The 13749-nt window shown below is 57.9% G+C and carries 7 protein-coding genes and 5 pseudogenes; 3 read left to right on the top strand and 9 right to left on the bottom strand.

The features are described 5' to 3' along the window. Positions 1 to 53: 53 nt before the first annotated feature. From ML_RS15160 to ML_RS03095, 3 genes and pseudogenes are all read right to left on the bottom strand, one after another. Positions 54 to 735: pseudogene (locus ML_RS15160) on the bottom strand (ABC transporter permease subunit); the annotation flags it as partial. Positions 736 to 793: 58 nt separating this feature from the next. Then, entirely contained in the window at positions 794 to 1840 is a 1047-nt protein-coding gene (locus ML_RS03100) for a sulfate ABC transporter substrate-binding protein (protein WP_010907839.1), read from the bottom strand. A gap of 317 nt (positions 1841 to 2157) precedes the next feature. Then, positions 2158 to 2352, bottom strand: coding sequence for a hypothetical protein (locus tag ML_RS03095; RefSeq protein ID WP_197492460.1), 195 nt, complete (start codon positions 2350 to 2352; stop codon positions 2158 to 2160). A gap of 1140 nt (positions 2353 to 3492) precedes the next feature. Here ML_RS03095 and ML_RS03090 point away from each other — a divergent pair. Beyond that, a pseudogene (locus ML_RS03090) lies at positions 3493 to 5508 on the top strand (glycoside hydrolase family 15 protein). 57 nt (positions 5509 to 5565) lie between these two features. Here ML_RS03090 and lepA read toward each other — a convergent pair. Next, on the bottom strand, positions 5566 to 7506 hold the full coding sequence (lepA, locus tag ML_RS03085) for a translation elongation factor 4 (RefSeq protein ID WP_010907837.1): 1941 nt from the start codon (positions 7504 to 7506) through the stop codon (positions 5566 to 5568). A gap of 107 nt (positions 7507 to 7613) precedes the next feature. On the opposite strand from lepA, the pseudogene ML_RS18610 reads away from it, so the two are divergent. Then, positions 7614 to 8161, top strand: a pseudogene (locus ML_RS18610) (type II toxin-antitoxin system PemK/MazF family toxin). Between the two features lie 69 nt (positions 8162 to 8230). Here the strand turns inward: ML_RS18610 and ML_RS03075 are convergent. Beyond that, positions 8231 to 8444: pseudogene (locus tag ML_RS03075) on the bottom strand (CBS domain-containing protein); the annotation flags it as partial. Between the two features lie 214 nt (positions 8445 to 8658). Here ML_RS03075 and ML_RS03070 point away from each other — a divergent pair. Continuing rightward, a pseudogene (locus tag ML_RS03070) lies at positions 8659 to 9496 on the top strand (MBL fold metallo-hydrolase). A 14-nt stretch (positions 9497 to 9510) separates the two neighbouring features. Here the strand turns inward: ML_RS03070 and ML_RS03065 are convergent. From ML_RS03065 to ML_RS03050, 4 genes are all read right to left on the bottom strand, one after another. Continuing rightward, complete coding sequence (locus tag ML_RS03065; protein ID WP_041322476.1) at positions 9511 to 9852, bottom strand: hypothetical protein; 342 nt, start codon at positions 9850 to 9852, stop codon at positions 9511 to 9513. Between the two features lie 319 nt (positions 9853 to 10171). Continuing rightward, entirely contained in the window at positions 10172 to 11011 is an 840-nt protein-coding gene (locus ML_RS03060; RefSeq protein ID WP_010907836.1) for a transglutaminase family protein, read from the bottom strand. Continuing rightward, entirely contained in the window at positions 11011 to 11988 is a 978-nt protein-coding gene (locus ML_RS03055; protein ID WP_010907835.1) for an alpha-E domain-containing protein, read from the bottom strand. Before ML_RS03055 ends, ML_RS03060 begins: the two co-directional genes overlap by 1 nt. Further along, positions 11988 to 13673, bottom strand: coding sequence for a circularly permuted type 2 ATP-grasp protein (locus ML_RS03050; RefSeq protein WP_010907834.1), 1686 nt, complete (start codon positions 13671 to 13673; stop codon positions 11988 to 11990). The genes ML_RS03055 and ML_RS03050 overlap by 1 nt, the downstream gene beginning before the upstream one ends. Between the last annotated feature and the right edge of the window lie 76 nt (positions 13674 to 13749).

The raw sequence follows: 13749 nt of genomic DNA, 5'->3' as shown, positions 1-13749 counted from the left end.
ACGACCTGCAGTAAAAAGAGCACGACACACGAGATCGACAGCAGTGCAATCTATATTGCGGTAGCACCAGTGCGGTCGTGATTCTCGATCAAGGTCAGGAATCCACTACGATGACACTGATATCTTCCTCGTCACCGGACCATCAATCAGCACCATCAAACCGAAATCGCCAAGCATCCGCGAAAACTCCAGGCCCGCAACTGATAACAACACCGGAGTCACCGACGGCAAAACAACCGCCGAGATAACGATTTTTCGGACTGCTGGCACCCAACGACGCCACCGACTCTTTGGCCGCCCGGACTGATCTCCAACAGCACCGATTAGGCAGTAAGCACTACGAACGGCAACGTGATGAACGCCAGCGCCGCCCACACGCCCCATCCGGTGTGCTGCAGATGAAGACCAACCAGGCTGTTGTTCCCATACAGAGCCAGCATCGCCAGGCTGGCGACAATCGTAGGCAACGCAAACTACACATCGATACCGCCATCGACCGACCGCTTGCCGACGAAGTCATCACGCACCAACACCCAAAGAATCAGCAGAGCGAATACAATGTTGATTACCGCAAACCCCAGCGGAGATGGTCAGCATCTACCCGCAGCGAGTCCATCACGGCGTGCTATGTGACCACCAGACAGGAAAGGGCGCCAGCAGCCGGCGTTCTGCCACACAATGGCAGCCAAGGGCAGCAGCACGATCACCGAAAGCCCACACTATCGCCGCACCAACCCCAAGCTACGTGGTAGTACCGAGCCGACACAACGAACGAGTATCGATTAACGAGCCGTCATCCGGTGGCCTGCATATAGACCTTGGTGATGCTACCGGTGTTCTTGTCGAATAGCTGCGGATCCACCGTGCTCCAGCCACCCAAGTCGGCGATCGTCCACAGTTTCACCGGTGCCGGGAATTGGTCGCTGAAATCGGCACTGACCGCCGGATCCACCGGCCGAAAACCTGCCTGCGCCCACAACCCCTGCGCGGCAGTGGTGTATTGGAAGTTCTTGAACGCGGTCGCGACCTCGAGGTGCGCGCTGGTGCTCACCACCGCCAACGGATTTTCGATCTTGAAGGTAACCGGCGGGTTGATGTGTTCGACCGGCTTGCCCTGCCGCTCGGCGGCGATAGCCTCGTTCTCATAGCTGATCAGCACATCGCCGCTGCCCTGGACAAAGGCATCGGTAGCTTCGCGCGCAGATCCTAGCCGCAATTTGACGTGTTCGGCCACCAACCGGTTCACAAAATCAATCCCCGCCTGGCTATTGCGGCAACCTTCGCTTTTGGCGGCGTACGGAGCAAGCAGATTCCACTTGGCCGAGCCCGAGCTAAGCGGATTGGGCATGATCACCTCCACACCGGGGCGCACCAGATCATCCCAATCTTTGATGTTCTTGGGATTACCGGTGCGCACAACCAATGTCACCACTGATCCGAACGGGATGCCCTTCGTGGCGTCGGTATCCCAGTCCTTGGACACCTTGCCTACCTTGACCAATCTGGTGATGTCCGTTTCAACCGAGAAATTCACGATGTCAGCTGGCTTGCCATCGACAACACCGCGGGACTGGTCGCCAGAGGCTCCATACGACGTTACCACTTGCACACCATCGCCCGACCGAGCGTCATTAAACGCCGGAATCACTTTGCCCCAACCAGGTCCCGGCGCCGAGTAAGCGACCAGGGCGATACTCGTATGCGCATGGGCCGTCCCGCCGCCAACGACGTCACTGGCACCACCATGACACGCAGCAACCACATCGGTGGTCGAGGCAAGCGTGACCCCGACGACCATCGAGTGCCGCCAGCGCATGAATCGCCCAATGTCTTTAAACATTAGCCGCCTTCCAGTGAGGAACGTAGGCATCTCAATCCCGTTGGTACGCAAGGGCCACCTAGAACTAGGGAAAATTCACGAACTCCGTACCAGACCGCGCACGGGTTTTGGAGTCAGCAACAATAATCCACGAGGACACAGCACTCCCAAACACCGGGTGCTACGTGCATGGCGCAAAACTTAACAGAATCGGCTGCCCCATCACAGCTAAGCTGGTTAGCAACCCAATGCTACTCAGCGCGTCAGCAGCCACGCCACTATCACCAGCGCCACTAGAACGAACAGCACCAACGTAACATGTGACCGAGGCATTCAGGTTACCCGCGCGCCGAATCAGGGTGATAGGCTCGACGCATCAACTGGATGCCCTTACCGAGCGCGAAATCTAACACTAATGCGGTGCCGTAGGCAAACGCAAGGACAACCGGCATAACCAAAGCCGCCTGTAACACGAAGGCGAGCCCTGACAGCCAAAGCTCGATGCTGTCCCACCAATTCAGGAACCCGTTCACCGGGCTCACACTAATCCCATTCGTCCCATTCGCCGTCCCCGCATCGTAAAACACTGTGTCAAGATCGCCCAATGCTGTCCGTGCCTTCCACATCCGACAAAACTACATGCCTCATTGCTGGAGGCGGACCGGCGAGCATGATGCTTGGCCTGCTTTTGGCCAGCGATCCGATTGCCATGGCCCGCAAGCACCTTGTGGCTACTTGACGAACTCGATCTGTGACCCACCTATTCGCACAAATTCTGCATCGCAAAATCGACACCATCCAGATGGAGATACAGGGCAAGTGAGTCAATCTGGACCTGAGCCGCCTGCTCGGCACACATCAACGCATCATCCTGGTAGCCGCAGTGGAACTTTCTGGAGATAATGGCTGCCGGTGCCGAGATGGAGCCCACGTTCCGACTTATGTGCAGCACCGCGGTGACCTAAGTGATCATACGCACCGACTTAGCGGTGGCCTGCGATGGCCGCCCCGTCGACCATGCGCTCAGCAATAGCACTGACACCGCGTAGCTTCGGCGCTCCGATGAACGTGTGGTGGTTCCGATTGCCTCGCCGGCCCAACGACCCGTTCGGCCTGGCCGATATACTCACGCGGGGCACACTACGATCACGATCGACAGCGGCGACTACATAATAATACATACATAAATCACCGCCATCATTTACATAAACGACGCTGCGCACGTGATGCCGCGGTGGCCAGCGTAGGCATAAACCTAGTGGTAGCGGCCGCTCCCCGGCTGACCTGTCCTCTGTGTACGGAACGCGTGTCAACCTGGCAGCTAGTTCGAGTACAGCTACGCCACTGGATTCCGACGACTATCCTGTAGGCGGCACACCGGGTTATCCATGACAACATCATCGCTGTCGCGGTGGACAGCAGTGACCAAACACCACCGCAAAAGGCTCGGATGGTGAGCCGAACACTGGCATTGCGACGGTTCGTCGGTTACCTGGTCGCGATTGGCCTGTTATCCGAACAACATGCCTAAGTACGCCAGGCACGCCGGGTAGAGACCACAACCCCTCGGGCAAAGAAGCAAACGATGGACACCAGGAAGAATCGACAGATTATGGCGGAATGGTCCTGCACGCCGCCCCCCTCCTATCAACCCGCCAAAGCCGACGACAAGGCTGCTGCGGCTAGCAGTGTTTACCGCAGCCCAAGCCGCCAAACCCGCGCCTTTCGATTTCAACTCGCAGGCGCTAGTTGCCTCCAGCGGCGTGCTACGCAACCCGTTTCCGTCGATCGCTGACTACGCATTTCTTGTCCGACTAGGAAACGACGTGCCTGATCTCGTCGGCCGTTTCGGTGGAATGTCTATGGAGTATAGGCTGCCCCAGCCTGACTCTCCGAGTGTGTTCGAAGCGATCCTGGACTAACAAGCGCCGGCCATTTCCGATTGGGCCCCTACGGCGGCCTCGGTACCGTCGACCCGCCGCTATTTCCCAGCAGCTTGATCATGGAAACCACATGGCAGACCACACACCGGATGGTTAATCGTGCGGAACGTGCCGGTTATGGGGGACATGGCCATGACATCGAGCGCCGATCACTAACGCATCACGATGGATTAGGACGCCAAGCACATCCTGCTGTGCACGGTGCTCTGCATAAGCGGCACCGTTGAGCTGATGATGAGCTGCGAGCCGGCGTTTGACTACCATCGCATCGGCGCCGTGTGAGAATACTTGACCCATGCCTACGGCGAAGCCATCACACATGCCAGCAAACAACCTGACATCCACCCGGCGCCATGGTTAACCACCAATATGAATATGCAGATCAGGTTGGAGATCCGTAAAACACGGGCACGCATCCGGATGAAATAGGGCGACGACGTGTTCGTCACGCTAAGCTGGACCAAACACCCGGTCCCACAGACCTATGTAGAAGCAGCAGACAAGATGTGACAGGTCACCCAATGCTGGCGGCAGTGGATCAACATCGGCCACTTCCCCGACCACCCGTCGCGGGCATACCTGTAATACAGCACGCTAACACTCAACAGGTTCCCGTATCCTCCCACCGGCGCGCTGGCTAACGGCCCGGCAGCACTAAGTCACTTCCGGAAACGTCACAAAGCGAACGCAACTGGGAGTACCACGATACCTGGGTGAGCGATTCAACGTTCGCGTTGTGGGGGGCTTTACACCCTGGGACTCGACCACGAAACCGACGACTTCTCCGCATACATCGTCAATGTATCCGGCGCCAATAACGACCAGCGCCATCTGCTGCAGGTGATGGTAGGCGACGAACGCCGCCTGGTTGAAGACGGATTATATCATCTGTTCGGCTACGACCACGCGCGGCCGGTGCGAATCGGCAAACGACTCCTACGACCAAGTTCAGCACGATATCTAGGGCTGGATTCTGGACTCGTTCTTCTGCACACCAAGTCGCTCGAGAAAATCTCAGAAATATTGTAGCCAGTATTGAAAAAGCAGGTGAAAGAGGTGATCGCGCACTGGTGTGAGCCCGACCGCGGAATCTGGGAGATTCGCGGCGAGCCGCAACACTTCACGATGTGTTGGGACGATGTGTTGGATGGCTCTGGACCGCGAGGCCAAGCTAACCGAACGGTAGGGTAAGAAAAACGCACCCAACAGTGACTGGCCATCGCTGAAGAGATCAAGACCGAGATTCTCGAGCATGGGATGGACTACCGCGACGTATTCACCCAGCGGTATGGCAACGACGCGTTGGATTCCTCACTGTTGCTAGTGCTACTGACCAGATTCCTGGCACCTGACGACCCGCGCGTGCTTAACACTGGGCTGGCTGTCGCCAATTAACTCACCGAAGAGAGTCTAGTGCTGCGATACCGGATAAAAGAAACCAATTAAGGGTTATCCGGCGAAGAAAACATGCTCACCATTTAATCATTCTGGCTGGTGTCCGCGCTGGTGGAAATCGGTGAGGTAACCTGCGCTAAGCGACTGTTTTCCTACACGAGCCCACTGCACCTCTACGCTGAAGAAATCGAGCCACGCACCGGGCGGCACCTGGACAACTCCCCGGAGGCGTTCACCCGTCTGGCGTTGATAAACGAAGTGGTCCATGTGATCCGCGCCGACAAGGAAGCCGACAACGCGGGGATGTTACAGCACCCGAATGCGCCAAGAGTATGCACGCTTAAATATTGAATGTGCTTGCAGAACAATCTTTTGATGCTTCAGTTCGTCAACATAAAGTCGAACAGGTTATTTCTTGTCCTTGTCTCCTGCGGCATCGGCGGACAACGCGGCGACAAACGCTTCCTGCGGCACCTCGACCCGCCCAATGGTCTTCATCCGTTTCTTGCCTTCCTTCTGCTTTTCCAGAAGCTTACGTTTGCGGGTGATATCGCCGCCATAACATTTCGACAGCACATCCTTGCGTATCGCCCTAATATTTTCGCGCGCAATGACTTTCGATCCAATAGCCGCCTGTACTGGCACCTCAAACTGCTGACGTGGGATCAGTTCTTTGAGCTTGTTGGTCATCTTGTTGCCATAGGCAGAGGCTGAATCCTTGTGCACAATCGCGCTGAATGCGTCGACGGCCTCGCCTTGCAGCAGGATGTCAACCTTGACCAGTTGGGCCTCCTGCTCGCCAGCCTCCTCATAGTCGAGGCTAGCGTAGCCCCGGGTGCGTGACTTCAGCGAATCGAAGAAATCGAAGATGATTTCCCCGAGCGGCATAATGTAGCGTAACTCGACTCGCTCAGGTGAAAGATAGTCCATGCCACCTAATTCGCCACGGCGCGACTGGCACAGCTCCATGATCGTTCCGATGAACTCGCTGGGCGCAATGATGGTGATCTTCACCACTGGCTCGTACACCGTTCGGATCTTGCCCTCCGGCCAGTCTGACGGGTTGGTCACCACAATCTCGGTGTTATCTTCTGTCACCACACGGTATACGACGTTGGGCGACGTGGAGATCAGGTCCAGGTCGAACTCGCGCTCTAAGCGTTCGCGGGTTATATCTATGTGCAGCAAACCGAGGAAGCCGCACCGGTACCCAACGCCCAGCGCCACCGATGTTTCCGGCTCGTAGGTCAGCGCCGCGTCGTTGAGCTGTAACTTACCTAGAGCGTCACGCAAACTCGGGTAGTCCGAACTGTCGACGGGATACAGCCCGGAGTACACCATGGGCTTGGGTTCTCGGTAGCCAGTTAACGGTTCAGTGGCACCATAACGAACCGTCGTTACAGTGTCGCCGACTTTGGATTGGCGGACGTCTTTAACCCCAGTAATCAGGTAGCCCACCTCCCCCACGCCCAGGCCCGCGCTGGCCTTCGGTTCAGGCGACACGATGCCGACCTCGAGCAGTTCGTACGTCGCACCGGTGGACATCATCGCGATGCGCTCACGCGGGCTGATCTTGCCGTCGACCACACGGACGTAGGTGACCACGCCTCGGTAGATGTCGTAGACGGAGTCGAAGATCATCGCGCGGGTAGGCGCATCAGGGTCACCTTGCGGATGCGGCACCCGACGGACCACCTCGTCAAGAAGGTCAGAAACCCCCTCGCCGGTTTTGCCGGACACCCGAAGCACATCGCCTGACTCATAACCAATGATGTGGGCGATCTCAGCGGCGTAACGGTCCGGATCGGCAGCCGGCAGGTCGATTTTGTTTAGCACCGGAATAATCGTCAAGTCACGCTCCAGAGCGAGATAGAGATTGGCCAAGGTCTGAGCTTCGATGCCCTGGACGGCGTCTACCAGCAGCACCGCACCCTCACAGGCTTCCAATGCTCGCGATACCTCGTAGGTGAAGTCCACATGGCCGGGGGTGTCGATCAAGTGCAACACATAATTCTCAGTCGTCCCACCAGCTGTGACACTCCAAGACAGCCGCACGTTCTGCGCTTTAATCGTGATTCCGCGCTCACGTTCGATGTCCATCCGGTCCAGGTACTGGGCACGCATCGACCGCTCATCGACGACACCAGTCAGCTGAAGCATCCGGTCCGCCAGCGTGGATTTGCCGTGATCAATATGAGCGATTATGCAGAAGTTCCTAATCTGCGCCGGCGCGGTAAAGGTCTTGTCAGCGAAACTGCTGATGGGAATCTCCTGGGCTCCAGTTACTAGAGAATGTTTGAACGGCGATTCGCCGGTGTCCGGCTTATCCACGCGAAGTGACCAAGACACACTGGCACAGCAATCTCGCCGGGCCTTTCGGTCCTATACTGCGAATATGGCGTCAGCCTGGCAGTCATAGTGGAAAACATTACAACGGCTTGCCAAGAACCAAGAACATGGTATTAAGCCGGACTCCACACCTCTCCCGTCACGTGCAGAATTCGCAAGCCGTGCTGCGGGAACTCCAGCATGAAATCAAAGTCACCGTGAATGTGTATAGCCGCAGCTGCGCCAAAACCACCTGTCGCGATTACCGCGGGCCGGCCAGTGGCAAGCGCTTAGTTCCCCTCCCCCACCGCGCAGCGAACCCGTGAGCTACTCTACGCCCCCCTGACCTGGATGGCCGAGCTAATCCTGCAAAATCGCGTGGAAGTGGGTCCTCCATATGAGGACGACCCGACCCGGAGCCAAGACTGACCGGTCCTCGTCGTGAGCCGCAACAACAATATTGTATTGGGACTGATGGTGTCCAGCCAAGAACGCCACGCAGCCTACCAAGATTGGGTTGGCATCGGCCTCTAGCAGTTGGGATTACGAAAACCGAGAAAGCTGGATCCGGCTAGACCGGGTGTTCGACGTGCCGGAGGAGAGTATTCGCCACGAGGACACGATCTTGAAACGTGAAATCTTCGATGCCATAGCCAGCCCGCTGCGTGCCGACTAATCCTGGCGCTGAGCCGCGCAGTTAACCTTGAGTGATATAGGACAGGACCAGCGGCAGCTGGCAACCAACGCTAGTCATAATCTTGGAGATCGGGCAAGACAGCACGCTGACGCCATACGCATGAAGCTGACGTACGATGTTACGCTCCGACACCGATGCCGACCCCACCATGGCACCGATGTTCTGCTCGACAAGACCGGCCGATCCGTTCCCGAACATTCGCGTCACGATTGATCGTCACCACCGTCGCACCCTTGCTCCGTAAGACGCCCGCGATCTGCATCTAGGCCTCCAGCCGAAAGTTATGATCTCCTTGACACCAGGCTACGGCTAACTCGGCTGATGGGAAAGTCGACAAAAAACACACCACCAATAACGCTCGAACGTTCAGGTCGACAACCAGCATCTCGCCCACGTCGAGAAGCCGAAACCCTTGCTCACCAACCGAATGAATAAATTGCGCCACTGCGCACCCGTCTAGTTACAAGGATGGGACCATGATCGAGACCACACTGCTCAGCACCGGAAGTCCCCTATTCCCGACCCGACCCGCGCCGGCCTTCTCGACGCGGTGCAAGCTGGCAGACAGCTGTTCCTAGTGGACTGCTGGCTTGGAGTGTTGCAACGTGCGTCGGCTGGTCCGACGCACACGCCAGCTGTTTGTCAGCGCTGCTGCTCAACTCATCTGCACGGCGACCGCATCAGCGACCTTGGCGATCTGCTCATCACGCATTGGGTAACCACCTTCGCGCTGGATCCCCCACCGCTGCCGATCATCGGATCTCCGGACACCGCTGAAACGGTAGAGGCAAAGCTGAAGGCGTCCGGTCACGACATCGAATATCAGATCACCCATCACACTTACCTGAATACGCCCCCACTGATCGAAGTATACGAATACACCAAAGGTTTTGTTGGAGCCCCCCCCGATGGCGTGTCGATCCGGGGTTCCACGAATCACGGGCCTGTGACGCCGACGATCGGATTCCGGATCGAATCCGGACCGACCTCGGTGGTGCTGACCGGAGGCACGGTTCCCTGCGCCAGCCTGGACGAGCTTGCCGCCGAGGCCGACGCATTGGTGCACACCATAATCCGCAAGAACATCGTCATCCGCGTTCACCAACAAGCAGATCAAGGACATCTGCAACCCCCACTCGTCAATCGAGCAAGCGACAGCAACCGCGGCGCACGCGGGCATAGGCATCCTGGTCATAACGTACTATGTCCCTAGGGAAAGAGAAACGGTGACGAGAGCTGACCGTGTCCAGGTTCAACTGGCAAATCAAGTTTGACAACGACCTACACCGAATCGGGGTTGGCAAGCATCCATAGCGTGCCGACCTCTATCAGCCGGAACAACGCAGCGACGCGTACGACCGACAGTAAATCCGCACCCGGCAGTCGGCCAGATCAACACCAGTGTTGTTTCTGCGGCGAGCGCCAAGCCTGTACATACCAAATGATCTGGGCATGAGACCCCGCATTAGGCTGGGTACGCCATACTGGCGACCAGCAAACCCAACACCACCAGGTGCCCTGGGCTGCCAACCAGAAAGAGATATCAGCAACGAACTCGCCCGAACCAGCGCAATGTCCGCGTTGACCTCCAGTTGCGACAGCGGGTAGACCAACAATCCGGTCAGCACCAATGCGCCGGCAGTCAAGACACCGCCAGTTAACGCTATCACGGCGGCAGACGCGGTCGCTACCCAACTGACACAACCGGATACTGACCATAGCCGCGTAAAGCGCCAGCGGCGCCGAGGACGCAAACGTACTAGTGGCTATAGCTTGCACCACGATTGGGTTCGGCAAAAGCGTATGACCGCAACCCCAGCTATCGACCCGTAGGACAATGGGATCACGCAGCCCAGCGCGACGCCGAGAGCAAGTCCACCGAACAGCCACCCCATGCAGGCCAGTCCCCGACCGGGCATAAGTCGACTCCGCAGCGCCTTGGTTATACCAGCACTGTTGATTCTTTGCGCCGACCAATCATTCATGCGACTAAGCCAACCGAGTGATCTCCACAACCACGTCAAGGTCGGTTGCCCCCCGACCAGAGTAGATTCCCTTCAACGGGGCCACGTCTGTGTAATCGCGCCCCACACCTACGCTGATGTATTGTTCGGTGATTTCAACGTCATTGGTGGGATCGTAATTCCACCACCCACCCGTCCAGGCCTGAATCCAGGCGTGACTGCGTCCTTCAACCGTCTTTCCGACGACCGCGTCGCGTTTGGGGTGCAGATACCCTGACACATAGCGACCGGGAATTCCCATGCTGCGCAACACAATCAACGTCAGATGCGCGAAGTCCTGACAGACTCCCCTACACTGGTGCAGTGCGTCCAAACCGGACGAATGCACACCGGTAGTGCCTGGAATGTAGTCCAGCTTACTTCGCGCCCACCGGGCTGCGGCGACGACGGCTTTCCGAGGTTCGTGATTCTTGGCGATCCGCTTGCCGACGGCCGCTACACGAGTGTTTACCGGGGTGTATGCGGTGGGCTGCAAAACTTCGTCAAATCGGTCTATTACGGCCATCGACTGCAGTTCAGTCCAGGTGATCCGGCTCACCGATGGTTCAAGGCTTTCAGTCTCGACAACCGACGAAGACGTCACTGTCAGCTCGGTGTGCGGCGCGCGCAAGTCAAACGCTGTCACCACGGTACCCCAATAATCGATGTAGCGATAGGACCGAGTGGCCGGAATGGTTTCGACACGATTGAGGATGACGGTTTGCCGTGTATTAGATCGCGGCGTCAGCCGGGCTTCGTTGAAGGAGGCGGTCGCCGGCGATTCGTACACGTATCCGGTGCTGTGCACCACCCGCATCCGCCACATCAGGCTTCTCCCCGCTTGCCAACCATTCGTCCCCGGTGGCCGGCATCCGACCACGCTACCCACGGCGCGACGTGAAAATACTGCAACACCAATGCGTCTCCAACATCCCTGCAAGTGGTCTGCAGGCTAGCCAAGCGGCTGTCCAGTGTCTTCAGCAGCACACCGGGTTGCACGAATTCCAGTTCGCTGCGGGCCTGCCCGAGTAACCGCTGCGCTTCCGTTGTGGCACCAACTCGGCTCTGCGGATTGCGCAACAACTCGTCAAGGTTGTGTTCGGCCAACTTCAGCGAGTAAAAAATCGAACGTGGAAACAGCCGGTCGAGCAGCATGAATTCGACCACCCGGGCTGCATCCAACACACCGCGGTAGGTGCGCAGATAGGTGTCATGCCCACCAGCCGAGCGTAGCAGCGTCACCCATGCCGGTGACGACGCGCTATCTCCCACCCGGGACAACAACAGTCGCACCGTCATGTCGACCCGCTCTATAGCGCGGCCCAGCAGCATGAAGCGGTATCCGTCGTCACGCGAAAGCGTCGAGTCAGCCAGGCCGGCGAACATCGCCGCCCGACCCTCGATGAAAGACAAAAATTCGTGTGGACCAAGGCGTTTAGCGGCGCGTTCGCGTTCGGCGAGAGCATGGTATGTGGTGTTGAGACATTCCCAGGTTTCACTGGATGTCACTTCCCGTGCCGATTTTGCGTTTTCCCGCGCCGCCGAGATCGCATCGACGATCGAAGAGCCGCCCTGAGCATTGGTACTGAACGCCACCAGATCGGTCAGCGACCAGACGTCCAACTCGTGGTCCGGGAGCTCGATGCCGAGCACCCGCAGCAACGTCCTCGAGGCGTGGTCGGGATCAACGCTGGAATCTTCCAACAATTGGTGCACAACGACGTCGAGAATGCGCGCGGTGTCGTCGGCACGTTCGACGTAGCGACCGATCCAATAGAGCGCCTCGGCGTTACGGGCAAGCATCAGGGCAACATTATCTGCTGTTGCGGTTGCTGCGCTTGCTCGGCTTGCGCTTGCTGCGGCTGTTGTTTTGGTCGCGGCGATCCGTCGGGCACTGGGTCGGGCGACGACTGCGGCAATGAACACACGATTTCAGCGGCGCCCAGCTCACGTGCGCCATACGACGCATGCGGCGCCAGCACCCAGGTGTCCTTGGAGCCACCGCCCTGACTGGAGTTGACCACCCGCGAACCTTCGACCAGCGCAACACGAGTAAGTCCACCCGGCAGCACCCACACGTCGTTGCCGTCGTTGACTGCGAACGGCCGCAGGTCGACATAACGCGGCGCCAGCGTACTACCAACCTGGGTCGGCACAGTCGAGAGTTCCATCACTGGTTGCGCGATCCAACTTCGGGGATCGTCGCGAATCTTTTTACTGGCAGCAGCGAGCTCTTTCTCGGAGGCATCGGGACCAAAAACGATTCCGTAACCGCCGGAACCTTCAACCGGCTTGAGAACTAGGTCGTGGATCCGGTCAAGCACTTCTTGGCGTTCGTCATCCAGCCAGCAGCGCAAAGTATCGACATTCGCCAGCAACGGCTTTTCCCGTAAGTAGTACTCCATCATGGTAGGCACGTAGGTGTACACGAGTTTGTCGTCGCCAACACCGTTTCCTATCGCACTCGAGATGACGACGTTGCCCGCGCGCGCAGCGTTCACCAATCCGGCCACCCCCAGTACAGAATCAGCACGGAATTGCAACGGGTCTAGAAAAGCGTCATCGATACGCCGATAAATGACATCGACCTGGCGCTCCCCCTCGGTGGTACACATGTATACTTGGTTGTCGCGACAGAACAGATCACGTCCTTCGACCAACTCGACACCCATCTGGCGGGCTAGTAACGAGTGCTCGAAGTAAGCCGCGTTGGCCACCCCCGGAGTCAACACCACCACCGTCGGGTCTGCCTCATTGGTGGCTGCCGAGTTACGCAGCGCCCTCAGCAAATGCGAGGCGTAGTCGTCGACCGCTCGCACCCGATGGGTGGCAAAAAGATTCGGGAAAACCCGCGCTATGGTGCGCCGGTTCTCCATCACATACGACACCCCGGACGGCGAGCGAAGATTGTCCTCGAGCACCCGGAAATTGCCGCTGTCATCGCGAATCAAGTCGATGCCCGCGACGTGGATGCGCACGCCGTTGGGTGGGATAATACCAACCGCCTGGCGGTGAAAGTGCTCACACGAGGTAATCAAGCGGCGCGGGATGACGCCGTCGCGCAGGATTTCCTGATCGCCATAGATGTCGTCTAGGTACATCTCAAGAGCCTTGACGCGCTGGGTGATACCCCGCTCCAATCGGCTCCACTCGGATGCCGAGATCACACGCGGCACCAAGTCCAGCGGAAAGGGCCGCTCCTGACCCGACAGCGAAAACGTGATACCCTGATCTATGAATGCGCGAGCCAACGCTTCGGCGCGAGCTTTCAGCTCGGACGCATCCGACGGCGCCAGCTCAGCGTAGATGCCCTTGTACGGACCACGAACATTGCCTTGAACATCGAACATTTCGTCAAAGGCCATTGAATAGATGTCCGAGGTGTTGTACCCACCGAAAATGCGCTCAGACCGGGCGGAGGACCGGCAACGAGACTGCAACCGTGGTCCAGTCTCCTTGAGCTGGCTGGGAAGACTCACCTGAGACATGCTGCCTCAAATTGTCCGTTCCAGCAGCACAAAGTTGTGCTTTTGTGAGAAAGCGTAGCCGACTGGTACTCTAAAA

It is taken from the genome of Mycobacterium leprae TN (genome assembly GCF_000195855.1).
Classification (GTDB): Bacteria; Actinomycetota; Actinomycetes; order Mycobacteriales; family Mycobacteriaceae; genus Mycobacterium; species Mycobacterium leprae.
This window is presented reverse-complemented; position numbering and strand designations above follow the sequence as displayed.

What these genes read in the sequence shown, in the direction of transcription:
- ML_RS03100 (WP_010907839.1), bottom strand. Translation starts at nt 1,840, where the DNA reads ATGTTTAAAGACATTGGGCGATTCATGCGCTGGCGGCACTCGATGGTC.
- ML_RS03060 (WP_010907836.1), bottom strand. Translation starts at nt 11,011, where the DNA reads ATGTGGCGGATGCGGGTGGTGCACAGCACCGGATACGTGTACGAATCG.
- ML_RS03055 (WP_010907835.1), bottom strand. Translation starts at nt 11,988, where the DNA reads ATGCTTGCCCGTAACGCCGAGGCGCTCTATTGGATCGGTCGCTACGTC.
- ML_RS03050 (WP_010907834.1), bottom strand. Translation starts at nt 13,673, where the DNA reads ATGTCTCAGGTGAGTCTTCCCAGCCAGCTCAAGGAGACTGGACCACGG.